This is a genomic window from Pandoraea sp. ISTKB, assembly GCF_001721285.1.
Taxonomy (GTDB): Bacteria; Pseudomonadota; Gammaproteobacteria; order Burkholderiales; family Burkholderiaceae; genus Pandoraea; species Pandoraea capi.
The window spans coordinates 53,845-78,606 of record NZ_MAOS01000002.1; the positions used below are offsets into that span (position 1 = coordinate 53,845).

Sequence of the window (24,762 nt, forward strand, 5' to 3'; positions counted from 1 at the left end):
GACGGTTCCTCTCAAAAACGAAGACGCCTGACAGGTTACCCCGTCAGCCGATCGGTGATAAGTCCCGACGAGACGCGTTCGGCTCACCGACCATCGATCGCTTTCGTCTTCAGGCGTTGGGCGAGTACGGACACGGCGCGGAGCCATTATTGAAAGGCCTTGCAATGCGTACGCGCTCACACTGGGCCCGCGCGATGATCGTGATCGCTCTTGTCCAACGCCTTCGCGCACCGGGCGGTCTCGTCAACTGACACCCGTCGTGTCGGGCTGCCTTCTGGATGACCTTCGTAACTCTTGAAAGGAGTCGCCTTATGGATCCCATCGGTCAACAATCGGTATCGCCGCCTTTGACGTTGTCGGCACCGGCGCCAGCGGGTCGGAAAACCGACGCTGATTACGAACGCGAATTCATTCGCATGCTCTGCGGTACGCATCTCATTGTGGTTCAGGGCTTTCACTGGAGCTCGTACGCGGATACTCAAGGATTGAAGCAGTCGATGCGACGGGAGTTGGAGGCGCAGCGCGATAGCCAGCATGGGCAGCAGATCGTCGTTGTCAGCCGGGGGACCACCGAGAATATCGGCGTGGTCTACGACATCGCCAGAGATCTCGGGATGAGCACGGGATGTATCGTTGCGGAAGACGATGAGTTCAACTCACCGTGTCATCACACCTTCGTGGTCGATACGAGGGACGGCGAATGGAGCCGCGACAAATATGCGCGCAGGCTGGTCATGCCGCAGTCGGGCAAAAACCTCTTTCTCTACGCACTGGAGATCGCCAATCGCCCCGGTGGCTGCGGAGGCAGCCTGCTGTGTTTCGGTGCGGACTCGGGGGTCTCCATGCTGGCGGGCGACGTCAAGAATGCCGGGTATGAGGTCAAAGTCTTCAAAGATCACCCGCCGGCGGACGCCGACGAACGCAGATTCTACGAGCGCACGGTCGATACCATGCGGCAGCAGGGGTTCAAGGTGATTGACGGTCGATAAAAAACGCCCGGCGGTGGAGAGCCGCCGGGCGCCGTGTTGCGTGCGCCGATCCTGCCGTGCTGCACGACGGGATCGGCTTCGTCCATCAACCGCGTTGCTTCGCCTTCAGTTCCAGACGGTACTTATGCAGCAGCGGTTCGGTGTAGCCATTCGGTTGCGTCAGCCCTTCGAACACCAGTGCGCTGGCGGCCTTGAATGCCAGCGAGGTCTCGAAGTTCGGCGCCATCGGCACGTAATGCTTGTCACCGGCGTTCTGCTTGTCGACCACGGCGGCCATGCGCTTCATCGTCTCTTCGACCTGTTCGCGCGTGATCACACCGTGGCGCAGCCAGTTCGCCAGATGCTGGCTCGAAATACGCAGCGTGGCGCGGTCTTCCATCAGGCCGATGTCGTTGATGTCCGGCACCTTCGAGCAGCCCACGCCCTGATCGATCCAGCGCACGACGTAACCCAGAATGCCCTGCGCGTTGTTTTCGATTTCCTTGCGGATATCGTCGGCGCTCCATTCGGCCTTCGCCACGACCGGCACCGTCAGCAGACCGGCGAGCAGCGCATCGCGCTCCTTCGCGTAATCGATCTTTTCGAGCTCCTGCTGAACGGCCTGCACGTCGACAACGTGATAGTGCAGCGCGTGCAGCGTGGCGGCGGTCGGCGACGGCACCCATGCGGTGTTCGCGCCGGCCTTCGGATGTGCGATCTTTTGTTCCAGCATCGCGTGCATCAGGTCCGGCATGGCCCACATGCCCTTGCCGATCTGCGCGCGGCCACGCAGGCCCGCGGCGAGACCCACGAGCACGTTGCTCTTCTCGTAGGCCGTGATCCAGGCGGAGGACTTCATGTCGCCCTTGCGCATCATCGGACCGGCTTCCATCGCCGTGTGCATTTCGTCGCCCGTGCGGTCGAGGAAGCCCGTGTTGATGAACGCCACGCGCGCGGCTGCTGCTGCGATACAGGCCGAGAGGTTGACGCTGGTGCGGCGCTCCTCGTCCATGATGCCCATCTTGAGCGTGTTGCGCGGCAGGGCGTACAGGTCTTCGATACGGCCGAACAGTTCGTCGGCGAAGGCCACTTCGGCCGGGCCGTGCATCTTCGGCTTGACGATGTAGATCGAGCCCGTGCGCGAATTCAGACGATGCTTGCGGTCGTGCAGCGAGGCGAGCACGGTGACCACGCCGTCGAGAATGCCTTCCGGAATCTCGCGGCCTTCGCGGTCGGTGATCGCCGGGTTGGTCATCAGGTGACCGACGTTGCGAATGAACAGCAGCGAGCGGCCGTGCAGCTTCACGGGCTTGCCGTCGGCGCCGGTGTATTCGCGATCGGCGCTCAGACGGCGCGTGAAGGTCTTGCCGCCCTTCGCGACCTCTTCGGTCAGCGTGCCTTGCATCAGGCCCAGCCAGTTGCGATACAGCTCGACCTTGTCGTGGGCGTCAACGGCCGCGACCGAGTCTTCGCAGTCGATGATGGTCGTGACGGCGGCTTCGACGAGCACGTCCTTGATATGGGCGGCGTCGGTCTTGCCGATCGGATGGCTGGCGTCGAACTGAATTTCGAAATGCAGGCCGTTGTGCTTGAGCAGCACGGCCGTGGGCGCGGCGGCGTCGCCCTGGAAGCCGACGAACAGGGCCGGCGTGGCGAGACCCGTCTTGCCGTTCGTCGTCGTGACGACGAGCTTGCCGTTCTCGACGCTGTAGCCGGTGGCGTCCTTATGCGAGCCTTCTGCCAGCGGTGCTGCCTGGTCGAGGAACCCGCGCGCGAAGGCGATCACGAGTTCGCCGCGCTTCGGGTTGTAGCCGGTGCCCTTCTCTGCGCCGCCGGTCTCGGGGATCGCGTCGGTGCCGTAGAGGGCGTCGTACAGACTGCCCCAGCGCGCGTTGGCGGCATTCAGGGCATAGCGGGCGTTCGACAGGGGCACGACCAGCTGCGGGCCGGCCTGCTCGGCGATTTCGTAATCGACGTCTGCCGTGGTGGCCTTCACGCTGGCCGGTGCCGGCAGGAGATAGCCGACCTTTTCGAGGAAGGCGCGGTAGGCGGCAGCGTCGGCAATCGGGCCCGGGTTGGCGCGGTGCCAGTTGTCGAGTTCGCCTTGCAGACGGTCACGCTCGGCGAGCAGGGCGCGGTTCTTCGGGGCGAGGTCGTGGACGATGGCGTCGAAGCCTTTCCAGAACGCGTCGACATCGACGCCGGTGCCCGGCAGGGCTTCCTTTTCGATGAACGCGATCAGATTGTCTGCGACCGTCAGGCCGCCACGCTGGGAAGTGGAAGTCATGATGCTGTACTCGAGTTTGAAAACCAGGTTGACGCGACTCCGTCCGCCTTCTTGCCGGGTGTCCGACGCATTTCGCGACGGACCGATCGTCAGGAGGACAGACGTTAAGGGGCAGTCTTATATAAGAGTCTGAGTGTAATCCTTCTCCGGTCACTCGGAAACCCGGTATTTCGAGTCCCGGCACCACCGCAGCTTATAGGTGGCATAAGGGTTTGCGTATGACATCGACGCGGCAAGGCTTTGCGCCCGGTCGTCAATTTTTCGTGTGCAGTTGCAGCATTCGGTATGGCGTTTCACTTTATGAGAAATGCGGGCGATCGAATGAGGACGTTCGGGGCGGGTGTGGGCGGCGGGATTTTGTCCGTTCCTGCGACGGGTACACTCGATGCTTTCGCCGAGTGCGCACTCCCCCCAAGACCATCCGCCCAAGGAGGCAAGCGTCGTGAAACAGATCTTGATGATGAGCAGTTCCCGCAAGGGTCAATCGGCCTATCTGGAACATGCCGAGGATCAGGTGAATGCGGTGCTCAAGGGCCGCGCGAAGCGCGTGCTGTTCGTGCCCTATGCGGGCGGTATCACCTTTAGCTTCGACGAGTATGAGTCGCGTGTGAAGCCGTCCTTCGAGCGATTCGGCTATGAGCTGGAATCCATCCATCGCTACCAGGACGCGCGTGCGGCCGTCGAGCAGGCGGAAGCTGTGGTGATTGGCGGCGGCAATACGTTCGTGCTGCTCGATCGTATGTACAACGCGGGCATTGTGGGATTGCTGCGTGAGCGTTTGAACGCGGGCATGCCGTATGTGGGCTGGAGTGCCGGGGCGAACGTCGTGTGCCCGACCATCCGCACGACCAACGACATGCCGATCGTCGAGCCGCCGACGCTCAAGGCCTTGGGCGTGGTGCCGTTTCAGGTGAACCCGCACTTCATCAGCGGCAAGCCGGCGGGTCACAACGGCGAGTCGCGTGAGGAGCGTCTGGCGGAGTATCTGGCGATCAATCCGGACGAAGGTGTCGTCGCGATTCCCGAGGGCGTGGCATTACACGTGCATGGCGATAGCGCGACGGTGCTCGGCGAGTTCGACGCCCTGCACTTCAAGCAAGGCGGCGCCGTCGACAAGATCGCGACAGGTAGCACGTTCGCGTTGGCATCGATTTGAGTTGTTGTGAAGTGGCGTTGTGCATGACGGATGGCTCCGGGGTGCCGTTCGCAACTGCGATCCGGCAACAAACGAAAACCGCCGCCCGGGGGTGAACCTCGGGCGGCGGTTTTGTTTGTCCGGGCACGCGTCCGTGACGCGAGGTGCGGCCATTATGCCGCCCTGCGTCTAGGGGACGTCATCGGTGTCGTGCGATCAGGCGTCGTCGTCGAGCCAGGGCACTTCGACGTCGGTCAGGAAGGCGACCATCGCGAGCGGACGCGCTTCGTGGCGACCCATCTTGCCGTCGGCGCGATGCCACACGACCTGGAACGTCTCGGGATGCTTGTCCGCGATCAGTTGCACGGTGCGCAACTCTTCCTCTTCCGCGTCTTCGATGGGGCCGTCGAACGACAGCACGAGCGCCTGCGGCCACACGCCGTCTTCCGGATCGTAGACCTTGTCGCCGTTCGGCACGTCTACCACCGCCTCGACGCCGATCGTCGCCGACGCCGCCACGATCATCTCGCCAAGTGCACGCAGCAGCGCTGTCGCTCGGGCGGAGTTGATCTGGCGCATGGCGAGATCGCCGCGCGTCAGGGCCTGTTCCAGCTTGGGGTCGGTTTTTTGTTTGGACATGCGGTTCCTCGGTAAAACGTTAGCCACCTCGCGGCGGCCGTGCCATGTCACTGCGACATCGGCCCACACGCGGGGTTCCGATGCTACCACCGTCGCGCTCGCCGGGGGCGCATTACAATGCGGGTTTTTGTTTCGTCCCGAAGCCCGCCGTCATGGATTCTTCCAAACCCACCGATTCCGCCACGCCCGCCAACACCGATCAAACCGCACAGGCCAGCGATGTCTACCTGCGCCTGCTCGGCGAAACCGCCAAGATCGACTGGAAGGATCTGGAGTCGTTCTTCGCGCGCGGTGTCCTGCTGTTCGTCTCGCCCGGCGTCGATCTGGTCTCGGTCGCCGAAGCCGTCGCCAATGACGACAAGACCACCGTCACGCAATGGCTGACGTCCGGCATGGTGCAGCGCATGCAAGCCGAACAAGCCGCCGATTTCGCCGCACGTACGCCGGAATTGTGGGCCGTCGTCGTGGCGCCGTGGGTGCTCGTGCAAGAGCGGGGCATCGCCGCCTGACGCTTCCAGACGCGGCAAGCGCGCGATGCCTCGTCGTGATGCGTCCGCGCGGCGTATCCATCGGCGCCGTTTTACTCGGTGATGCCCGCCTCGACGAGGCGTCGCGTGCAATCCTCCAGCAGATCCTGCGCCACGACCGACGCGTAGGCGTAGTCCGCGTCGAGCGATTCCGTCATTTCATGTGCGGTGTACAGGCCGGCTTCACGCGAGAGCGTACCGGCCAGCTCGCGCGCGAAGTCGTCGCTCAGCGACGAAAGCAGACGCCGCTCGTCGAGCGGCAGTTGCAGCTTCGAGCGCGACAGCCACATCTGGGCCAGCGTGGCCCCCTGCTTGTCCGTCATCCATTGCCCATGCTCGTAGAACGCCGACAAGCGTTCGGCCGTCAGCGCGAACAGCAGCGCGCGGCGGGTGTTGAAATTCAGACGAATCGGTTGATTAGGTGTGGCTTCCGGCATGACGGCACCCGCATTTAGCGGACTTTAAAAGGGGGATGAAATTGGGGGATGAGATTAGCGGCAAAGGTATCACGCGAAGAGCCGCAGCAGCGCGTTGCGCGCATGACGGATCAGGTCGGTTTCGTCGGCGCGCCCCGGTAGCAGGTGGAATTCCGCGCGCGGCAGCGGTGGCAGGCCGAGCGACGGCGGGCACACGATCAGATCCGGCGTGAGTGCCGATTCGTTCAGACACGAGATGCCCAGACCCGCGCCGAGCGCCAACTGCATGCCGGCCACGCCCGCCGCCGAGTGCGAAACGCGATACGCCACCTTGTGCCGCTCCAGCACGTTGACGACGAGCGTTTGCAGCGCACAGGGGCGCGGCAGCGTCACCAGCGGAAGCGGCGCGTCGACCGGCTGGGCCAGTGTCGACGACATGGCCCACACGAGACGCTCGCGTCGCACCAGCGTGGCCGACGTTGCCGCGTCGCCCGTGACGTCGTCACCCTGACTCACATCCTCATTGAGCAGACGCAACGCCAGCCCCACGTCGAAATGCTCCCCGGTCAGCGCGGTGCGCTCGATCTGCGAGCTTTGCATCGCGCTGACGTGGAGCCGCAAACGTGGGTAGAGATTCGTGAAGCGCTTGAGTACGCGGCCAACGTCGTGCGGACGGTAGTAGTCGGTGATGGCGATGCGCAATTCGCCGTCGAGCAACACGCCCTGAAGGTCTTCGAACGCCGCTTCGGACAGCGCCGCGATCTGACGCGCATAGCCCACCAGTCGCGTGCCCGCAGGGGTCGGACGCATGCCCTTGCGCGAGCGCACCAGCAACGGTTGCCCGGCCCGCTCCTCAAGCTTCTTGAGTTGCTCGCTCACGGTCGACTGGGACAGGTAGATCTGCTCTGCCGCTGCTGAAATGCTGCCGGCATCGTGAATGGCGATAAACGTGCGTAACTGCGTCAGATCGAAGGCGCGGGCATTCATGGCGGCTCTCTGGAAATAGGGCATCGACGCTCAGGCGGGACGCCGGGGTGCCGGGAAAACCGGTGCCGGACATGACATCGGGGACGCCCGCGTGGGCGGTGTCGTCCCCAACGGATCGCGCGCAGGCCGAGGGGCGAAGCGCGACGATTCATGCCCTCCTGAGTTAATCCGGAAAACACGATATAAGTCATCGAGTTTTCCCGCTTTTCCGATGGATTGTACCTCCGTACGATGCGGAGCATGGCGTCCCGATTCCATGCATAGGTGTGACGGGGATGCCGCTGACTTCCTCCTCCTGAGTCGCGACTTCACCGCCGCGCACCGTGTCACACATGAACGAACGTCTATGTACTGCGCCCGCCGCGTCGGCAAACGCAGCGGCGAACCTCCGTCCCGCGGCTGCGGCCCCGGAAGCTATCACTCACCCTCCGCACGTCAGCCAGGGCCTCGGACGTAACCATCGCTGGAAGGTGCTCGGCGTGGGCGTCGCGGCCAATGGCAGTTTCGCGGCCGCCATGGGCGGCATTCCCGCCACCGCCGTGCAGATGCGAAGCGATTACGCGCTGGCGACCGGCGATCTCGGCCTCGTGCTGGGCATGATCGGCCTCGGGATCGCCGTCTCCGAACTGCCGTGGGGCATGCTGACCGACCGCTGGGGCGATCGGCGGGTATTACTCGTCGGATTGCTGGTGACGGCGGCGGCGCTGCTGGGACTCGGCCTGTGGGGTGTGCCGACGGCGCATTTCATCCCGTCGATGCCGACGCTCGCGGCCGGCATGCTGGCCATCGGGGTGCTCGGCGGTAGCGTGAACGGGTCGAGCGGGCGCGCCGTCATGCGCTGGTTCCACGACAGCGAGCGCGGACTGGCGATGAGCGTGAGGCAGTGCGCCGTGCCCATGGGGAGCGGCATCGGCGCGCTGATCCTGCCGGGGACGGCGTTGCACTTTGGCTTCGGCGCGGTGTTCGTCGGGCTTGCCGTCGCCTGCGTTGCAGCGGCGGGAATGGCATGGCTTTGGTTGCTCGAACCGCCGGAGGAGCCGCATGAGACGGTGCGAGCCGTCGGCACGGCAGCGGGCACCTCAGGCACGCATCGCGCCGCCAACTACTCGCCCCTGCGCGACGCCCGTCTGCTGAGCACTGCGCTGGGCATGGCCGTGCTGTGCATGCCGCAGGTCGCCGTGGTGACGTTCGGGACGGTGTTTCTCCATGACTTTGCCCACGTGAACGTGCTGACCATCTCGCTCACGCTCGGGGCGGTGCAGACGGGCGCCGCGATCACTCGCGTATGGAGCGGACGCTTCACCGACAAGCGTCGCAATCGTCCCGCCTATCTGCGTGCGTGTACGGTGGCTGTGGGCGTTGTGTTCGCGATGCTGGGGTTGCTCGTGGCGCTGCTTTCGATGCGTCAGGACTGGCTGGCGCACGGCACGCCGTTGATGATCGCGCTGCTGATTGCGGGCGGCGTGGTGGCGTCGGCATGGCATGGCGTCGCCTTCACGGAGCTGGCGACGCTGGCCGGCGCATCCCGTGCCGGGACGGCGCTGGGCATCGGCAACACCGGCGTCTTCATGACGATGTTCCTCACGCCGCTGTCGATTCCGGTGCTGCTCTCGATTGGCGGATGGGGGCTCGTCTGGGCGGGCGGTCTGATTTGCGCCGCGCTGGCCTGGCCGCTCTTCGTCTGGTCGCATCGCGAGCGTAAGCCCGCCTGAGTGCCCCGCCGCTGGTTGGCGTCGACCAACGGCGGCGTTGTCTCAACAGGGCAGGTGCACGTTGTCCACGAGGAAATCGAGAAACGCGCGAACGCGCGCGGGCAAGTGACCGCCCTGTCCGACATAGACGGCGTGTACCGGCTCGAGATCGCCGGGGTTGTAGTCTTCGAGCACGGTGACGAGGCGGCCGTCGCGCAGATCGGCGTCGACGTGATAACGCGAATGGCGCGCCACGCCAACGCCCTGAAGCGCGAGCTTGCGCATGGTTTCACCGTCGCTCACGAGCAGATTGCCGGCAGGCGGGTACAACGTGACACCGCCTGCGCCGTCGCGAAACGGCAACCCCTCGATGTGACGCTCGAAATTGAACGCCATGACGTTGTGACGAATCAGGTCCTCGGGGGTTCGCAGCGGTGCGCTACGGCTCAGATAACCGGGCGACGCCACGACGTGCACGCGGCTTTCACCGAGCTTGCGGGCGACGAGCCGGGAGTCGCGCAGCGGTCCGGCGCGCACGGCGACGTCGGCGCGTTGCGAGAGCAGGTCGACGACGGTGTCCGTGAGCGTGAGATCAAGCCGGATTTCAGGGTATTTCGCCAGAAACGCCGGAATGACCGGCAGCAGATAGAGCGTGCCGATGGGTACGCTCGAATTGACCCGCAACAGACCGCGCGGCACCGCCCCGGCAGCGGCTTCACGCTCGGCGGCGTCGATATCCGCCAGCACGCGCAGCGCTCGCTCGTGAAACGCGGTGCCCTCAGGGGTGAGTTGCAGGCGTCGCGTGGACCGGTTGAACAGACGCGCGCCCAGACGCGCTTCGAGCCGTGCCACCAGCTTGCTGACTGCCGACGGGGTCATGTGCAACGCCCGCGCTGCGGCAGAAAAGCCGCCCAATTCCACCACACGCGCGAAGACTTCCATGTCGCCTGAGCGGTTGACGTCCTGTCGACCCATCGGAAGTTTCCTCGTCCTCTGTGCGTGAGCGCACTTGCGTCGGTGCTTGCATCAATTTGTGCCGTGAAGTCACAAATGATTTTCCTTCGCGCAGTCTATTTCATCAATGTGAGGGCGTCTATATTCCGCACATCGGTTCGCTGCCGCCCGTGATGCGCGATGCTTCGCGCGCTGGCGGCGCAGCCATCCTTTATTTCAGACAGGAGTCTTTCCGTGCCCATTGCGCTATACGCTCTCACCGCCGGTGCCTTCGGCATTGGCGTGACGGAGTTCGTCATCATGGGGCTGTTGCTCAACGTCGGCGCCGATTTCGGGGTGTCGATCGCAGCCGCAGGCCTGCTTATTTCGGGCTACGCGCTGGGTGTTGTGGTCGGCGCGCCGGTCATGACGACCGCCACCGCCCGCTGGCCACGCAAGACCGTGCTGCTCGTGCTGATGGCGATCTTCACCGTCGGTAACGCCGCGTGTGCGCTTGCGCCCAGCTACGGCGCATTGATGGCGGCACGTGTGCTGACGTCGTTCGCCCACGGCACGTTCTTCGGCGTCGGGTCGGTCGTGGCTACGGGGCTGGTGTCGCGCGAGCGCCGTGCGTCGGCCATCGCCGTCATGTTCACCGGGCTGACCGTCGCCAACATTCTCGGCGTGCCGTTCGGTACGTGGCTGGGCCAGCACTTCGGCTGGCGCGCCAGCTTCTGGGCTGTCACGGTCATTGGCGCACTCGCCTTCCTTGTGATCGCCGCGTTCGTGCCGAAGATCGCCGCGCCGAAAGACGCCGGTGACTGGCGTGCCGATTTGCGCGCGCTGGCACGTCGCCCGGTATTGCTGGGCTTGCTGACCACGGTGCTGGGTTGGGTCGGCGTGTTCGGGGTGTTCACTTACATTGCGCCGCTGCTCACGGAAGTGACGGGCTTTTCCGAAGGCGCAGTCTCGCCGATTCTGCTGATCTTCGGCGGCGGTCTGGTCGTGGGCAATCTGCTGGGCGGGAAGCTGGCCGACCGTCGTGTGGTGCCGACGGTGCTGGGCAGCCTGCTCTCGCTTTCCGTCGTGCTCGGTCTGATGACGTTCGCGCTGCACTCGCACTGGCTGGCCATCGTGTTCGTGGCCCTGCTCGGCGCGACGGCCTTCGCGACGGTGGCGCCGCTGCAACTGTGGGTGATGGAAAAAGCGTCGGGCGCGGGCGAGAGTCTGGCGTCGAGCTTCAATATCGCTGCGTTCAACCTCGGTAATGCCATCGGCGCGTGGCTTGGCGGCTTCGTGATCGACCACGGCCCGGGGCTGACGGCGGTGCCGTGGGTCGCAGCGCTCGTACCGCTCGCCGGGGTGGGTGTGGCGTTGCTCAGCCTGCGTCTGGATCGCCGTGACGCCGCGCGTGCACCGGTGCCGACCTGCGAGACGCCCGCGATGTAAGCCGTTCGATCGCCTGACGCGACAAGGCGTCGGGCGATCTTCCGATGGGTGTCAGGCCATCACGCCCATGATGACGCTGACGGCGGCGAACGCGGCGGTTGCGCCGACACCGACCGTCAGGCCCCGCGCGGTGAGCGTCTCCTGCGGCATGACGGCGGCGAGCCGGGTGCCGCCGGGCAGCGCGAGTATCACTTCGGCCTGCCCCGCGTCGTCGGCGATGGCGTCTACCGTCCCGGACAGACGATTGGCCGTCGGTAGCCCGGCGAGGTCGGCCCCGCGCGCGACCTCGATCCAGGGCGCCTTGATGAGGGCGAACGCCTGTCCGCCCGTCGCCAGCCCGAGCGACTGGGTGCTGTGGTGCGTGAGCGATGCGGTAATCGCTTCGCCCCCGGGCAGCGTCAACGTGACTTCGTCGTTCACACCACAGCGCCGGATCCCGGTGATCGTTCCGTGCAATTGGTTGCGCGCACTGGTCTGAAGCCCGAGCCGGGCGATGACCGGCCACTGCTCGTCGAAATGCTCCAGATCGTTGGCCACCCGCGCCAGAAACTGCTGCTGGGCGGCTTCCACGGCTCGGAACGCGGCCACCAGCTTCGCGCCGCGCGCGGTGAGGCGCGTGCCGCCACCGCCGCGTCCGCCCGTGCTGCGCGCGACCAGCGGCTCGCCCGCGAGCTGGTTCATGGCGTCGACGGCATCCCATGCGGCCTTGTAACTCATACCGGCGGCCTTTGCGGCAGCGGTGATCGACCCATGCGAGGCAATGTGTTCGAGCAACGCGATCCGGGCTTGTCCGCCAAGCGACGATGCACCGCGATGCAGCCACAGCGATCCGCTGACTTGTAAGGCGTCCGTCGTTTCGTTGCGCAAAAAATTATCCGGCGTTGAAGAAGGTTCGGAAACCATAATGATTTTTTCGATCAAACACAGCAGGTGGCCGCATTGTAGAGGGTGGGCGAACCAGTCGTAACGACGGCTGGCCGGGGAACTGTTGCGGCGCACCAACGAAGCGCGCTTCGAACGTCTGTTTGGGGGACGAATGGGGGACGTTTCTCCTCTACATTGAATTTGCCGCATGCCCCCCCAATGCCGGTTCGTATTGCTTCAGGCGCCGTAGTTTTCAGGCCTGACGCGGGATGACCGGGAATGCGACGTTTACCGAAGTGCCCACTCACCTGACACAACAGAAACGGGGTGAAATGATGCGCGTCAGGAATATCAAGGAAACGGTTGACGGGGCTCGATACTATCGTCTGGTTCGCACGCTGCCGAACGGCAAGCGACATCAGATGCAAATCTCTTTCTCCGCGGGTGAAATGCGCTTCAGAAGTTTCGTCGCGCAGCGATTGTGGCTGCTGCGCGCCGAAATGCGAGACAGCACACGGGCGGCTGCTGCGCCCGCGCCACGCAGCAACATGCCGCAGTTAGTCTTCTGATCCGACTGTGGTATCGCCGGACAAAGCGCCGGGCCGGTGTTTTCACGGGTCTGGCGCTTTCGTCGTGTCTGCATTTCCGGCATTCCCGACATTCCCTTAGCCAGCCTTGCGTGGCGTAAGCGGTGTCACGGGCGACGTCGTCTTTGTCGCCGAGCCGTTCTTCACCGCCGTGAGTCCCGTGCCTGCGTGAGCGATCGCGTATTGCACCAGTTCGTCGAACGCAATCGGACGGGCGAACAGATAACCCTGTGCATAAGTGACGTTACGGGTCCGCAGGTAACTCGCCTGCATCTCGTTCTCGACCCCTTCCGCCACGATCGTCATGTCCAGCCGCTCGGCCAGATGGATGATGGAATCGCAGATGTTGCGCGTGACCACGTCGTCTTCCGTCACGGGCAGGAATTCCTTGTCGATCTTCAGATAGTTGAAGTCGTAGCGCTTCAGATACCCGATGGAATTGTTCTCCGCGCCGAAGTCGTCCAGCGCGGTTTCGATGCCGCGCCGCTGAAGCTCGGCCATCACGTTGCGCGCAGCCGCCGTGTCGCGAATTACATACCGCTCGGTGATCTCGGCGACCATCGGATAAGTGTTGTTCAGCGAGCCGTAGTAACGCTCGATATCGTGAAGGATGGTGGTGTCGCGCAGGTGCCGCTCGGCGAGATTGATGCCGATGTGAAAGCCCTGCGGCAGCGCCCCCTTCGCGACGTCGTTGCGAATCTGGCGTAACAAGGAGCGCGTGAGCTCGACGATCAGGCCGTTGTCTTCGGCAATGGGGATGAAGGCGTCCGGGCGCACCAGTCCGGCCACGGGGTGATGCCAGCGCATGAGTGCCTCAGCGCCTGCGCACCGCCCGGAGGCCAGCTCCATGACCGGCTGGTAGTACACCTTGAATTCGTTGCGCTTGATGCCGTGCGCGATCTGCCGCTTCATGAACTGCGCCGGGCCGAGATGGCGGAACGTCAGGATCCCTAGCAAGAACGCCACGATGCCGCCGAATGCCAGGAAGATCGGCACCTGCTGCGTCGCCAGCGATTGCATCAGCGACGGACTACCCGCCAGCGACGTCGTAAAGTGTTCCGACACTAGCGAGACTTGTGCCCCGCGCGTCGCAATCCCCGCCGATTCCAGGCGCGGACCTTCCGAGGTGAGCGCGACGTTGCCCACGGTCATGGCGGTCCAGGCCAGATCGCTGTTCTTGACGCTGTGCAGCGTCTCGGTGAGATAGATGCCGTCGACAAAGCCGAGCACGCCGTCAGTGGCGGAAGTCGGCACATAGAGCGCCAGCGCAGGCGTTTCGCGCACGTAGGGCGTGCCGCTCACGAGCAGCGTGCGCGTACCGGTCAGCATCGGCACGAGATCCGCCGGCAGGGGCATGTTCAGGGCGGCGTCTGTACGAATGACGGACGAGCAATAGAGCTGCCCGCGCGAGACGAGCCAGATGGAGCGGAAGTAGGGGCTGAGGGTGCCGGTCGCCTGAAGCGACGTGCTGACCTCGCTGCACGAGCGTCCCACCCAGGGCGTGGCGCCGCGCAACGTGTTTTCGGCTTGGGAGATGATGCGTTCGAGGGCGTCGCGTTGACGCTCCGCTTCCTCCTGAAGGATCGACTGCGACATGTGATAAATGCGCAGCCAGCCCAGAAACAGGACGACAGCCAGCGTGACCGCCACGACAAGTCCGGTCACCAGCCACTGCACGACTCTGGAGTGTTGAATCATGTTTGCTGCCAACCAAGGGAAGAGTGGGGCCCTACGTGTACTGCGGTGCATTGCGATGCACGGCGTGTTGCACGGCACAACTCGTCATTTGACTCTACACGAATCCCTGGCGGTGTCCGACCCCCGATAAACCCGCACAACGCCCGGCAGACGTGCGTGAACGGCGCGCGCCAGGCATGCGCGAGATGGCCTTCCGGCGGCCATCTGCCGCCCCGTAACGTGGCGTTGATGCCGCATTTCACGTGGCACTCGGATGGCGTAATCGCGACAAAACTTGGCGTAACGGCGATTTACGCATGCTCTACACTTCACTCATTAACTTTCCGGTAGAAATTGGGATCAATCCCAACTTTCCTGCATAGATTGGCCAGCGCCCGGAATTGTGCGGCGCAGACCGGCGTAGACCGGAAAGCACACGTTTTCCCAAGCCTTTGACGTCAATTCATCCATCCCATGTCGAGTCAACCTGCCACGTCCCTCCCCGGCGCCAGCGCGTCGGCCGTGCAGGGCACCGCGTTTCGCGTGCTGTCTGCCATCAGCTTCTCCCACTTGCTCAACGACATGATTCAGTCGTTGATCCTCGCCATCTACCCGTTGCTCAAGTCCGGTTTCCATCTGAGCTTCGGACAGGTGGGGTTGATTACGTTGACGTACCAGATCACGGCGTCGCTGCTGCAACCGCTCGTCGGTCTGTACACGGATAAGCACCCCAAGCCTTACTCGCTGCCGGTCGGCATGGGCTTCACGCTCGTGGGGCTGTTGCTGCTGGCGGTGGCGCCGAACTTCGGCATGCTGCTCGTGGCGGCGGCGCTCGTGGGCATGGGCTCGTCGGTGTTCCATCCGGAGTCGTCGCGTGTGGCGCGTATGGCGTCGGGTGGACGTCACGGCATGGCGCAGTCGTTCTTCCAGGTCGGCGGTAACGTCGGCTCGTCGCTCGGCCCGTTACTCGCGGCGCTGATCATCGTGCCGAACGGCCGTGGCAGCGTGGCGTGGTTCTCGGTGGCGGCGCTCGTCGCGATCTTCGTGCTGTATCACGTGAGCCGCTGGTACGCGGTGCAACGCGCAGCGAGCAAGGGCAAGCCGGCGGCGCGCCGGGGCGGCACCGTGCATCTGTCGCAGGGCAAGGTGCTGTTCGCCATCGGCATTCTGCTGGTGCTGATCTTCTCGAAGTACTTCTACCTCGCGAGCATCAGCAGCTACTTCACGTTCTATCTGATCAGCAAGTTCCACGTGTCGGTGCAGAGCGCACAGGTGCATCTGTTCGTCTTCCTGTTCGCCGTGGCGGCCGGCACGATGATCGGCGGTCCGCTGGGCGACAAGATCGGCCGCAAGTATGTGATCTGGGGCTCGATCCTCGGCGCGGCGCCGTTCACGCTGATGCTGCCGTACGCCAATCTGTTCTGGACCGGCATTCTGACCGTGCTCATCGGCCTGATTCTCGCCTCGGCGTTCTCGGCGATTCTGGTCTACGCGCAGGAGCTGATGCCGGGCAAGGTCGGCACCGTGTCGGGGCTGTTCTTCGGCTTCGCGTTCGGGATGGGGGGCGTGGGTGCCGCCGTGCTCGGTCAGTTGGCCGACTCCACGAGCATCGACTTCGTCTATCACGTGTGCGCATTCCTGCCCCTGCTGGGTATCGTGACGGTGCTCCTGCCGGACGTTGAAGGACACAAGAAGACGGCCGCTGCCTGAGCGGACGGCATGACCTGACTTCACGTCGGTCGCGTCAGAACACGGCAACGAAAAACGCCGGCCCGAAAACTCGGAGCCGGCGTTTTTTTGTCTGGACAGACGCGTCGCCGTAGGCCGGCGAGCGGTCCGGAATTACGGCGTGCCGCGCTTTTGCAGTTCCCAGCGGGCTTTTTCGTTGGCCTTGCACGCAGGCAGCTTGAGCGTGACTTCCTGACCCTTGGCGGTGAGCAGCACGACCAGATCGCGACACGTCCTGTCGCCGTCTTTCTGGGTGTTGGTCGGCGTGATTTGTGCGGCGATGGCAACCGGGTTGCGCGTGCCCTGGTTGGTCCACTCGGTGGTGTCGTTGTCCTGCTTTTCTTCGAGCACGACGCGGGCGGCCTTGGCGAACGACTCGTTGTCCGCCTTGCGCAGGTAGGCCAGCGGCGAGTTGCTCATGAAGGAGAGGTTCGACGCGGCGAACGTGGGCGCGGCCACGCCGGCGCCAATGGCGAGCGCGGTGCCGAGCACCAGCGAGCGGGCGCGAGAGGAGCGGATAAGCGACATTCGGAGTCCTTGGTATTGTCGACGGGGGACGAAGCCTGCGCGATGCCGTGCCGGATGATGCCTTTGATCGGTTCGTCGGGCGCGGCCGCAGGGAGCACGTCGATCATAAAAGAATCTGGCGACGGCGTCATCTCAGCAGGATGGCGCTACTGCCTGCCATCGGGTGGCATCGACGCCCGGCGGCAGACATTTCACAGACGTCGCCCGGACCGATCAGGCACGGTGGCGCCCCGAGACGACATCGGCCACCTGGATTAGCGCGGCCTGCAGTGTGGCGTCGGTGTCCGGCGAGCCCAGAGCAACGCGAATGGCCGACGGTGCGGTTTGCCCCGGCGCGGCGAAGGCATCGACGGGCGTCACCGCCACGCCTCGCGCCTGAAGGGCCGCCACGAAGTCGTCGCAGCGCATCGGTGCCGGCACCGGTAGCAGCCTGTGAAACGCGCCGGCGTAGCCCGTCGACCCCAACCCTGCGAGGCATTGCATGGCGATGGCCTGACGTTGTGCAGCCAGCGCTCGCTTGCGTACGATCCAGTCGTCGAGCGTGCCGTCGTTCAGCCAGCGCGACGCCAACTGCGCCATGAACGGCGCGGCACTCCAGACGCTGGCCCGCATTGCGGCATGCACGCGGGCGCGCCACTCGGCCGGTGCGATGAGATAGGCGATGCGCAGCCCCGGCGCGGCGGGTTTGGAGAGACTGCATACCTCGAAGGTGCGCTCAGGCGCGAGCAGACGCAGCGGCGGCGGGGCGTCTGCCACGAGAAAGCCATAGGCGCTGTCTTCGATCAGGAGCAGGTCGTGACGGCGTGCGACGTCCGCCAACGCCATGCGTTGTGCGAGCGGCATTACGCCGCCGAGCGGGTTATGCAGCGTCGGCATTGTGTAGACGATGCGCAGGCGTCCCGCATGTGAGCGGCACAGCTTGTCCAGCGCGAGCGGGTCCAGACCGTCCGGTGTCATCGACACCGCGACGAGCGGCACGTCGCGCATGGCCGCCAGCGCTTTCCAGCCCGGGTATGTCAGGGCCTCCACGGCGACCGGTTCGCCTGCGCGGCACAACGCGAGCTGCAACACGTCGAGCGCGTGCTGGCCGCCCGCACAGACGACCAGCGCATCCGGGGAGACGGCGACGCCGTCGCGCCGCGAAAGCCATTGCGCGGCGGCGCGGCGGTCGGACAGATGACCGTCGTGCGGCGTGTGGGCGAGCCATGCGCTCAGATCTCCGCCGGATGCCATCTCACGCAGCGCCTGCCGGAGCGCCTCGGCCTGCTCGGGCAGCACGGGATAGTTGAACGCCAGATCGACACCTTTGAGCACACCCGGCGACGGTGCCCATTGCGCGAAAGCGGCAGCGGCGCCCACCGCCGGCGAGCGCACGAAGGTGCCCCGTCCGACCTCGCCCACAGCCAGACCGCGCCGCGCGAGTTCGGCGTAAATGCGGGTGACGGTGGAGATGGCGAGGCCGTGCGTGTCGGCGTAATCGCGTTGCGGGGGCAGGCGCGTGCCGGAGGCGAGATCGCCGGTGGCGATGGCTTCGGTGAGACGCTCGACGTGATCGAGATAGCGGGCGGGCGCGGGCATGGCAAGGGTGTGTTGAAAGACGCGATGCGCGAGATACGGAAATTGATCTCAGGACAATTCAATAATTGCACTGGATTGATGAGATCGCAATACTGGCTTCGGTGCGGCCCGCTTGGCCTTGTCTCCCCCGGTATCTCTCGCGTCTGCGCCGTGTGCGCTGTTTGCGCCGTCCGCAATTTCATTCGCATGCCCGGCTGAGCGGGTCGCACCATCGATTCGATTCCTCTTTGGTTGACCTCATGCCTCATCACGCTGCCTCCACGACATCACCGGATCGCCAGTCGTCGAATCCGCCTCGCTGGCCCGTCGCGCTGCTTGCGCTGCAACTGTTTCTCGTGACGTTCGCCGTCAATCTGCAAGCGCCGCTGGTGCCGCATTACGCGGCGGCGAGCGGCCACGGTGCGGGCGCGCAGGCGTTGGCCTTCGCGTGTTATGTGGGCGCACTCGTGCCCGCGTTGTTGTTTCTCGCGGGACTGTCGGATCGTGTGGGACGCCGGTTGCCGCTGGCGGTGGCGTTGCTGCTAGGCCTCGTCGGGACCTGGCTGACGTTGCGCTGGCCGACGCTCGTCGCCCTGGGCGGCGCCCGTGCCTGTTATGGGCTGGCGACGGGGCTGGTCGCGGGCAGCGGCACGGCCTACATGACCGAGTTGTACGGCGAACGGGAAGATGCCGCCACGCGCGGCGCGGCGCTGGTGGCCGCAGCGACGTCGCTCGGCTTCGGCACGGGAGCGCTGGTGACGGGGGTATGCCTGATCGTTGCGCCGTCGATGTTGCCGCCCGCAAGTCTGTGGGCGTATCTGCCGTTCGCGTTCGTCGCGGCGCTCGCGGTGGCGGCGCTCCCCGCCCCTGCCCGTCACCCGAACGTGCCGTGGCTGCGCTGGCCGGTGCTGGCCCCCGGCACAGTGCCGTTGGGTGTGGCGATTCTGCTGGCGTGGGCTGCCGTGGGGGTTGTCATCGGCGTGGTGCCGTCGGCGCTGGCCGCGCATGGTCATGCGGCATGGGCCGGTTTTGCCACGTTCTTCGTCGTCTCGACGGGATTGCTGTTTCAGCCGGCCGCGCGCCGTATGGCGCCGGTGCGGGCGGTGCGCGTCGGTCTGATACTGGTGCCGCTCGGCTTCGTGGTGCTGGCGCTGGGCGTGGTGTACGTCAATCTGCCGGCACTCCTCGTCGGCGCGATCATCGCGAGTTCGGCATGCTACGGATTCACGTATCTCGGCGGCCTGGCGGCGGTCAATGCAGCGGTCGCACCGGCATTGCGGGCGCGCGCGGCGGCGGGGTATTTCCTGTTCGCCTACTTCGGCTTCTCGGTGCCGGTCGTGACCAGCGGATGGCTCGCCGATCACTTCGGCATGCCCGTGGCGCTGGCCCTGTTCACTGCCGCGTTGATTGCGGGGAGTGTGGCGCTGGCGATATCGCTGCGCCGCGAGGGCGCAGCGTCCACAACGCTCAGGCGTCCGGTTTGACGCGTGGCGTGCCGCCGCCCGCTGCGGGGCTTCCCGTCGGACTGACGTAAGCCCCTGTGCCGTGCAACTGATCTTCGGCCAGCTCCAGTGCGCGCACCGCACCGCGCCCCTTGCGGGCGAGCAGCATTTCCACGAGCGTCTCCACCACGGCAATGCCCGCCGTGATCGACGGGAAGAACGACGGGCTTTCATGCGAGAACAGCACCGTGACATCCGCGTCGAGCGCAAGCGGCGAGACGGTCGAGTCCGTGAGGGCGAGCACGCGCGCGCCCGCCGCATGCGCCGCCCGGGCGACGATCAGCGCCTCGTTCGAATACGGCGCGAAGCTGATGACCACCACCACATCGCGTGCCGATAGCGCCCGCAATTCCATCTCCAGCGTGCCCGCCTCGCCGCGAATCAGATGCACCGTCGGCCGGAACAGACGATAGACGTACTGGAACGTGAAGGCGATGGGAAAGCACGCGCGAAAGCCCGCCACATGCACCGTCCCCGCATTGGCGAGCAAATCGACCGCCGCCCCCAGCGACGCATTCGCCCCCGCCTCCGTCAGATCGAGGTTGTTGTGCTGTACGCGAAACATCTCCGGCACCATGCGCGCGGCGTCGCCTTCGCGGATCACTTGCCGTGCACGGCTCGCGTAAGGCTGTGGCCCGAGCCGGATCGATTCCAGAAACAGTTCGCGAAGCCCGTGCCAGCCGTCGAAGCCGAGATGCTGCGCAAGCCGCACGAACGTGGCCGGTTGCACGCCCGCTTCGGCAGCAATCGCGCGCATGGAACTGATCGGCACGCGTTGCGGATGATCGAGCAGGAAACGCGCGCCCGCCTGAAATTGCGGACTGAGTTGGGGGTAGCGCTCGCGCAACAGTGTGTTCAGTTGGTCGAGCGTCTGCGGCAGCGCTGTGGCTTGTGTCATTGGGGGATGGCAACACGGCGACGAAAGAATGTAACGATTGTTGCATGAAAAGCCGTCGGTGCGCACGGGCTTTCCCTCGCGACTGTGGCCTGTGATGAAACAGCGAGTGTGGTAATGGTGTTGCGTAAAGTGTTGCGATGTAAAAATGAATGAAACATATGTTGCAATGGTCGGGCGATACGCCTACACTGAGCGTCATCGTCCGGGGCGACGACGGCTGTCCGGCCGTCGTGCACTGCGACATCGCCAAACGACGTTCACCACCGTCTCGCAGCCAATTTTCGTCAGAGGTCCAGGCATGACTCACGTGTTTCACCGCAACCCGCGCCAGACGTTGCCCGTCGCGGTCGGCGGCAAGGGAATCGAGTTGATCGACAGCAATGGCAAGCACTATCTCGATGCTTGCGGCGGCGCGGCGGTCTCCTGTCTGGGTCATGGGCATCCCCGCGTGATCGAGGCGATGCAGCAGCAGGCGGCGCAACTGGCCTATGCCCACACGTCGTTCTTCACGACGGAAGTCGCGGAGCATCTGGCCGACACGCTGGCGACGAGCGCGCCCGGCGATCTGAATCACGTCTACTTCGTCAGTGGCGGTTCGGAGGGCGTGGAAGCGGCGCTCAAGCTGGCGCGTCAGTATTTCGTCGAGATCGGTCAGCCTCAGCGTCAGTACTTCATCGCGCGTCGTCAGAGCTATCACGGCAATACGCTCGGCGCGCTGGCCATCGGCGGCAACGCGTGGCGGCGCGAACCGTTCCTGCCGCTGCTGGTGCCGGCGCATCACGTCTCGCCGTGCTTTGCCTATCGTGAGCGTCTCGATGGCGAGAGCGATGCGGCCTATGTGCAGCGTCTGGCGGACGAACTCGAAGCGAAGATCCTGGAGCTCGGCGGCGACAAGGTGATCGCGTTCGTCGCAGAGACGGTGGTCGGCGCGACGGCCGGCGCGGTGCCGCCGGTCGGCGATTACTTCAAGCGTATCCGCGCCGTGTGCGACAAGTACGGCGTGTTGCTGCTGCTCGACGAAGTCATGTCCGGCATGGGGCGCACCGGCCATCTGTTCGCGTGCGAGGAAGATGGCGTGACGCCCGACATTCTGGTCATCGCCAAGGGCCTCGGCGCGGGGTATCAGCCGATCGGCGCGATGCTCTGCACCGACAAGATTTTCGACGCCGTTGTCGGCGGCTCGGGCTTCTTCCAGCATGGACACACCTACCTCGGACACGCGATGGCGTGCGCGGCGGCGCTGGCGGTGCAGCGCACGATTGCCGAGGAGAACCTGCTGGAAAACGTGAAGGCGCGTGGCGAGCAGTTGCGTGCACGTTTGCGCGAGGTCTTCGCCGATCACCCGAACGTGGGCGACGTGCGCGGTCGCGGGCTGTTCGTCGGTGTCGAATTCGTCGCCGACCGGGCGACGAAGCAGACCCTGCCGACGGCGGACAAGACACACGCCCGTTTGAAGGCTGCTGCCAAGGCACGCGGCCTGTTGATCTATCCGATGGGCGGGACGGTCGATGGCGTGCATGGCGACCATGCGCTGATCGCACCCCCGTTCATCTGCCAGCCGGACGACATCGAGCGCATCGTGGAGCGTCTGGCGCTGTCGGTGGCCGACGTGACCGGTGTGAAGGTCGGAGGTCTGGCATGACGCGGGCCTACGCGCTGGCCGTCGCCCCCAACGGCGCCCGTCGAACGCACGTCGACCACGCGGCACTGCCGATGTCGCCGGACGAACTGGGCGCATGCGCCAAGGCATGTCTGGACGCGGGCGCTGCGATGATCCACTTGCACGTGCGCAAGCCGGACGGCACGCACAGCCTCGAAGTGCCTGACTACACGGCCGGGATCGCCGCCGTGCGACGTGCTGTCGGCAACGCGCTCGTCTTGCAGGTGACGACCGAAGCCGTCGGCATCTACACGCCGGCGCAGCAGATCGCGACGGTGCAGGCGTTGCGTCCCGAGGCGATCTCCGTGGCGTTGCGCGAAGTGTTGCCCGATGCGGCGCACGCGCCGGCTGCCGAAGCGTTCTTCGCGTGGCTCTGGCAGGAAAATATCGTCACGCAATACATCCTGTACGACACCGAAGACGTTGCGCACTACTGGCGCCTGCGCGCGAGCGGCGCGATTGCCTCGGGGCGTCACTGGGTGCTGTTCGTGCTGGGCCGGTATAGCAAGGGCCAGTTGTCCTCGCCGTCCGACCTGCTGCCGTTTCTCGCCGCCTGGCAGACGGGGGCGCAGGCGCTGGGTGAAGACGTGCAAGCTACGCCGTGGGCGATGTGCGCCTTTGGTCCGCGCGAGGCCGAGTGCGCACTGGCCGCCGTGTTGCAGGGCGGCCACGCCCGGATCGGCTTCGAGAACAATCTCTACCTGCCGGACGGCAGCGTCTCCCCGGACAATGCGGCGTCGCTCGGCGCTCTGACGTCTGCGGCCACGCCGCTGGCGCTCGCCCCCATGACGGCGGACGCGCTGCGCGAACTGACCCGCTGACCCGCTGATTCCCCGACCGCCGGTGCCGTCCCCCGGCATCCGAATCGTGGTCCACCCGGGCGCATTCTGTGCCCGGGAATGCGCATCGAATCAGAAATAAACCCAAATACACGGCCTGACCGGCGTTGCCCGGCCGGGCCGCTGTAATAGAATCGGCGTAACCTCAAAAAGGCCCGCGTCGCCCCCTTCGGCACCGGGCATGAACCCGAACGGGAGCGCGGCGTGAAACACTGGTCGATCCGACATCGCATTCTGGCCAGTTTTGGCCTGATCCTTGCCTTGATGGCCCTGATGGCAGGCATTGCCTATACGCGGCTGTCCGCCATTGAAGCGGAGGCCCGCAGTGTGGAAGACGATTCCGCGCCCGGCCTCTACTACAGCACGATGCTTCGTGGCGCGTGGTTCGAAAGCTACCAGTTGCTCCAGCAGGTCGTCGCCATCGACGACAACGATCGCACGCGTGCCGTCGACCTCGACGCCCTGCGCGCTGCCGACACCCGCATCGACGGCTGGCTCAAGGACTACGGCAAGACAGTCAATCGCCCGGTCGACAAGATGCAATACGACGAAGTGCGCGGCACACGCAGCCAGTACAGTCGCATCAGCACGCAGGTGCTCAAGCTCGTTGCCGACGGTCAGATGCCTGCCGCGCGCGCCATGCTCACGGAGCAGCTCTACCCGGAATGGGGACGCGGCCGTGCAGCGATCCAGCGTCTGGTCGATACCAACAAGACCTACGCGGACGAGGCTACGCACAACATTGGCGAAGCCGTGACGGCGGCCAAGGCCACGATGCTCATCGCGCTGGTGGTGGCGCTGGCGGTGGCCGTGCTGGCCGGCTGGTTGCTGTTCCGTGCGATCAGTGTGCCGCTTGCGAGCGTCATGCAGATTCTGGAAGTCATGCGCGCGGGCGATCTGACCAAGCGTCTCGATCTGGAGCGCCGTGACGAATTCGGTGCCCTGGAGTCAGGCTTCAACCGGATGACGGACGAACTGACGGGCCTCGTCGGACAGGCGCAGAAATCGGCGCTGCAAGTCACGACATCGGTGACCGAGATTGCCGCGACGTCGCGTCAGCAACAGGCGACGGCATCGGAGACGGCGGCGACCACGACCGAAATCGGCGCGACGTCGCGTGAGATTTTCGCAACGTCGCGCGATCTGGCGCGCACCATGACCGAAGTGGCGGGCGTGGCCGAACATGCGGCATCCCTCGCGGGCACGGGCCACGTCGGCCTCACGCGCATGGAAGAGGCGATGCGTCACGTGGTGGAAGCGGCAGGCTCCGTGAACGGCAAGCTCGGCATCCTCAACGAGAAAGCCGGCAACATCAATCAGGTCGTGACGACGATCACGAAGGTGGCGGACCAGACCAACCTGCTCTCGCTCAACGCGGCGATCGAAGCCGAGAAGGCCGGCGAGTACGGGCGCGGCTTCGCGGTGGTGGCGACGGAGATCCGTCGTCTTGCCGACCAGACCGCCGTGGCGACCTACGACATCGAACAGATGATCAAGGAGATCCAGTCGGCCGTGTCGGCCGGGGTCATGGGCATGGACAAGTTCTCCGAGGAAGTGCGTCGCGGCATGGACGAAATGCGTCAGGTCGGCGATCAGCTCGCGCAGATCATTTCGCAGGTGCAGACGCTGCCGCCGCGCTTCCAGGTCGTCAATGAAGGCATGCAGGCGCAGGCGACCGGTGCCGAACAGATCAATCAGGCGCTGGTGCAACTCTCCGAAGCTGCGCAGCAGACGGCCGAGTCGTTGCAGCAATCGAGTCAGGCGATCGAAGAACTCAATCACGTTGCCAACGGGCTCAAGAGCGGGGTGTCGCGCTTCAAGGTGCAGGCGCTCCCGCCCTCGGGTCTGGTCTGACGTTACCGATACACCGTACCCTCGTCGTCACTCGCG

General features: G+C 65.1%; 21 protein-coding genes. 11 read left to right on the forward strand and 10 right to left on the reverse strand.

All coding sequences use genetic code 11. From position 1 onward, the window contains the following. Positions 1–311 precede the first annotated feature (311 nt). Positions 312–989, forward strand: coding sequence for a hypothetical protein (locus A9762_RS02685; protein ID WP_069340515.1), 678 nt, complete (start codon positions 312–314; stop codon positions 987–989). Between the two features lie 85 nt (positions 990–1,074). Here the strand turns inward: A9762_RS02685 and A9762_RS02690 are convergent, their stop codons facing one another. Next, positions 1,075–3,255 (reverse strand): malate synthase G, encoded by a 2,181-nt coding sequence (locus tag A9762_RS02690; protein WP_069340516.1) that lies wholly within the window; start codon positions 3,253–3,255, stop codon positions 1,075–1,077. A gap of 442 nt (positions 3,256–3,697) precedes the next feature. Between A9762_RS02690 and pepE the strand changes: the two genes are divergently transcribed. Next, positions 3,698–4,411 carry a dipeptidase PepE gene (gene pepE / locus A9762_RS02695; RefSeq protein ID WP_083253571.1) on the forward strand — a complete coding sequence of 238 codons (714 nt, stop codon included), beginning with the start codon at positions 3,698–3,700 and terminating at the stop codon, positions 4,409–4,411. 195 nt (positions 4,412–4,606) lie between these two features. Here the strand turns inward: pepE and A9762_RS02700 are convergent, their stop codons facing one another. Further along, positions 4,607–5,029 (reverse strand): hypothetical protein, encoded by a 423-nt coding sequence (locus A9762_RS02700; RefSeq protein ID WP_069340517.1) that lies wholly within the window; start codon positions 5,027–5,029, stop codon positions 4,607–4,609. A gap of 152 nt (positions 5,030–5,181) precedes the next feature. Here A9762_RS02700 and A9762_RS02705 point away from each other — a divergent pair, with 152 nt between their 5' ends. After that, a complete protein-coding gene (locus tag A9762_RS02705; protein ID WP_069340518.1) occupies positions 5,182–5,538 on the forward strand; it encodes a DUF2288 domain-containing protein in 357 nt (118 codons plus the stop codon). A 71-nt stretch (positions 5,539–5,609) separates the two neighbouring features. On the opposite strand, the gene A9762_RS02710 is transcribed toward A9762_RS02705, so the two are convergent. Next, complete coding sequence (locus A9762_RS02710) at positions 5,610–5,993, reverse strand: hypothetical protein (RefSeq protein WP_039394469.1); 384 nt, start codon at positions 5,991–5,993, stop codon at positions 5,610–5,612. Between the two features lie 69 nt (positions 5,994–6,062). Beyond that, positions 6,063–6,959, reverse strand: coding sequence for a LysR family transcriptional regulator (locus A9762_RS02715; RefSeq protein ID WP_069340519.1), 897 nt, complete (start codon positions 6,957–6,959; stop codon positions 6,063–6,065). A 332-nt stretch (positions 6,960–7,291) separates the two neighbouring features. Between A9762_RS02715 and A9762_RS02720 the strand changes: the two genes are divergently transcribed. Beyond that, positions 7,292–8,671, forward strand: a complete 1,380-nt coding sequence (locus tag A9762_RS02720) for an MFS transporter (protein ID WP_083253572.1) — start codon at positions 7,292–7,294, stop codon at positions 8,669–8,671. Positions 8,672–8,713: 42 nt separating this feature from the next. On the opposite strand, the gene A9762_RS02725 is transcribed toward A9762_RS02720, so the two are convergent. Continuing rightward, complete coding sequence (locus A9762_RS02725; RefSeq protein WP_069340520.1) at positions 8,714–9,625, reverse strand: LysR family transcriptional regulator; 912 nt, start codon at positions 9,623–9,625, stop codon at positions 8,714–8,716. Positions 9,626–9,838: 213 nt separating this feature from the next. Between A9762_RS02725 and A9762_RS02730 the strand changes: the two genes are divergently transcribed. Next, complete coding sequence (locus tag A9762_RS02730) at positions 9,839–11,032, forward strand: MFS transporter (protein WP_069340521.1); 1,194 nt, start codon at positions 9,839–9,841, stop codon at positions 11,030–11,032. Positions 11,033–11,083: 51 nt separating this feature from the next. Here the strand turns inward: A9762_RS02730 and A9762_RS02735 are convergent, their stop codons facing one another. Next, a complete protein-coding gene (locus tag A9762_RS02735) occupies positions 11,084–11,935 on the reverse strand; it encodes a TOBE domain-containing protein (protein WP_069340522.1) in 852 nt (283 codons plus the stop codon). A 230-nt stretch (positions 11,936–12,165) separates the two neighbouring features. Between A9762_RS02735 and A9762_RS02740 the strand changes: the two genes are divergently transcribed. Further along, positions 12,166–12,465, forward strand: a complete 300-nt coding sequence (locus tag A9762_RS02740; protein WP_069340523.1) for a hypothetical protein — start codon at positions 12,166–12,168, stop codon at positions 12,463–12,465. 96 nt (positions 12,466–12,561) lie between these two features. On the opposite strand, the gene A9762_RS02745 is transcribed toward A9762_RS02740, so the two are convergent. Next, a complete protein-coding gene (locus A9762_RS02745; RefSeq protein ID WP_069340524.1) occupies positions 12,562–14,181 on the reverse strand; it encodes an EAL domain-containing protein in 1,620 nt (539 codons plus the stop codon). Positions 14,182–14,634: 453 nt separating this feature from the next. On the opposite strand from A9762_RS02745, the gene A9762_RS02750 reads away from it, so the two are divergent. Then, positions 14,635–15,870, forward strand: coding sequence for an MFS transporter (locus A9762_RS02750; RefSeq protein WP_069340525.1), 1,236 nt, complete (start codon positions 14,635–14,637; stop codon positions 15,868–15,870). Positions 15,871–16,002: 132 nt separating this feature from the next. Here A9762_RS02750 and A9762_RS02755 read toward each other — a convergent pair whose 3' ends face one another. Together A9762_RS02755 and A9762_RS02760 are read right to left on the reverse strand one after the other, a co-directional pair. Further along, positions 16,003–16,416 (reverse strand): hypothetical protein, encoded by a 414-nt coding sequence (locus A9762_RS02755; RefSeq protein WP_069340526.1) that lies wholly within the window; start codon positions 16,414–16,416, stop codon positions 16,003–16,005. A 213-nt stretch (positions 16,417–16,629) separates the two neighbouring features. Beyond that, on the reverse strand, positions 16,630–17,994 hold the full coding sequence (locus A9762_RS02760; RefSeq protein WP_069340527.1) for a PLP-dependent aminotransferase family protein: 1,365 nt from the start codon (positions 17,992–17,994) through the stop codon (positions 16,630–16,632). A 239-nt stretch (positions 17,995–18,233) separates the two neighbouring features. Here A9762_RS02760 and A9762_RS02765 point away from each other — a divergent pair, with 239 nt between their 5' ends. Next, on the forward strand, positions 18,234–19,457 hold the full coding sequence (locus tag A9762_RS02765) for an MFS transporter (protein WP_083253574.1): 1,224 nt from the start codon (positions 18,234–18,236) through the stop codon (positions 19,455–19,457). On the opposite strand, the gene A9762_RS02770 is transcribed toward A9762_RS02765, so the two are convergent. Next, the gene (locus A9762_RS02770; protein ID WP_069340528.1) at positions 19,441–20,373 is read right to left on the reverse strand and encodes a MurR/RpiR family transcriptional regulator; all 933 of its coding nucleotides are present in this window, start codon (positions 20,371–20,373) and stop codon (positions 19,441–19,443) included. The two genes, A9762_RS02765 and A9762_RS02770, sit on opposite strands and share 17 nt — an antisense overlap. 298 nt (positions 20,374–20,671) lie before the next feature. Here A9762_RS02770 and A9762_RS02775 point away from each other — a divergent pair, with 298 nt between their 5' ends. From A9762_RS02775 to A9762_RS02785, 3 genes are all read left to right on the forward strand, one after another. Further along, complete coding sequence (locus tag A9762_RS02775; RefSeq protein WP_069340529.1) at positions 20,672–22,015, forward strand: aspartate aminotransferase family protein; 1,344 nt, start codon at positions 20,672–20,674, stop codon at positions 22,013–22,015. Continuing rightward, positions 22,012–22,854, forward strand: coding sequence for a 3-keto-5-aminohexanoate cleavage protein (locus tag A9762_RS02780; protein ID WP_069340530.1), 843 nt, complete (start codon positions 22,012–22,014; stop codon positions 22,852–22,854). The genes A9762_RS02775 and A9762_RS02780 overlap by 4 nt, the downstream gene beginning before the upstream one ends. A gap of 222 nt (positions 22,855–23,076) precedes the next feature. Beyond that, positions 23,077–24,726, forward strand: a complete 1,650-nt coding sequence (locus tag A9762_RS02785; RefSeq protein WP_069340531.1) for a methyl-accepting chemotaxis protein — start codon at positions 23,077–23,079, stop codon at positions 24,724–24,726. The last annotated feature ends 36 nt before the right edge of the window (positions 24,727–24,762 follow it).

What these genes read in the sequence shown, in the direction of transcription:
- A9762_RS02685 (WP_069340515.1), top strand. Translation starts at nt 312, where the DNA reads ATGGATCCCATCGGTCAACAATCGGTATCGCCGCCTTTGACGTTGTCG.
- A9762_RS02690 (WP_069340516.1), bottom strand. Translation starts at nt 3,255, where the DNA reads ATGACTTCCACTTCCCAGCGTGGCGGCCTGACGGTCGCAGACAATCTG.
- A9762_RS02700 (WP_069340517.1), bottom strand. Translation starts at nt 5,029, where the DNA reads ATGTCCAAACAAAAAACCGACCCCAAGCTGGAACAGGCCCTGACGCGC.
- A9762_RS02705 (WP_069340518.1), top strand. Translation starts at nt 5,182, where the DNA reads ATGGATTCTTCCAAACCCACCGATTCCGCCACGCCCGCCAACACCGAT.
- A9762_RS02710 (WP_039394469.1), bottom strand. Translation starts at nt 5,993, where the DNA reads ATGCCGGAAGCCACACCTAATCAACCGATTCGTCTGAATTTCAACACC.
- A9762_RS02715 (WP_069340519.1), bottom strand. Translation starts at nt 6,959, where the DNA reads ATGAATGCCCGCGCCTTCGATCTGACGCAGTTACGCACGTTTATCGCC.
- A9762_RS02720 (WP_083253572.1), top strand. Translation starts at nt 7,292, where the DNA reads ATGAACGAACGTCTATGTACTGCGCCCGCCGCGTCGGCAAACGCAGCG.
- A9762_RS02725 (WP_069340520.1), bottom strand. Translation starts at nt 9,625, where the DNA reads ATGGGTCGACAGGACGTCAACCGCTCAGGCGACATGGAAGTCTTCGCG.
- A9762_RS02735 (WP_069340522.1), bottom strand. Translation starts at nt 11,935, where the DNA reads ATGGTTTCCGAACCTTCTTCAACGCCGGATAATTTTTTGCGCAACGAA.
- A9762_RS02740 (WP_069340523.1), top strand. Translation starts at nt 12,166, where the DNA reads ATGACCGGGAATGCGACGTTTACCGAAGTGCCCACTCACCTGACACAA.
- A9762_RS02745 (WP_069340524.1), bottom strand. Translation starts at nt 14,181, where the DNA reads ATGATTCAACACTCCAGAGTCGTGCAGTGGCTGGTGACCGGACTTGTC.
- A9762_RS02750 (WP_069340525.1), top strand. Translation starts at nt 14,635, where the DNA reads ATGTCGAGTCAACCTGCCACGTCCCTCCCCGGCGCCAGCGCGTCGGCC.
- A9762_RS02755 (WP_069340526.1), bottom strand. Translation starts at nt 16,416, where the DNA reads ATGTCGCTTATCCGCTCCTCTCGCGCCCGCTCGCTGGTGCTCGGCACC.
- A9762_RS02760 (WP_069340527.1), bottom strand. Translation starts at nt 17,994, where the DNA reads ATGCCCGCGCCCGCCCGCTATCTCGATCACGTCGAGCGTCTCACCGAA.
- A9762_RS02765 (WP_083253574.1), top strand. Translation starts at nt 18,234, where the DNA reads ATGCCTCATCACGCTGCCTCCACGACATCACCGGATCGCCAGTCGTCG.
- A9762_RS02770 (WP_069340528.1), bottom strand. Translation starts at nt 20,373, where the DNA reads ATGACACAAGCCACAGCGCTGCCGCAGACGCTCGACCAACTGAACACA.
- A9762_RS02775 (WP_069340529.1), top strand. Translation starts at nt 20,672, where the DNA reads ATGACTCACGTGTTTCACCGCAACCCGCGCCAGACGTTGCCCGTCGCG.
- A9762_RS02780 (WP_069340530.1), top strand. Translation starts at nt 22,012, where the DNA reads ATGACGCGGGCCTACGCGCTGGCCGTCGCCCCCAACGGCGCCCGTCGA.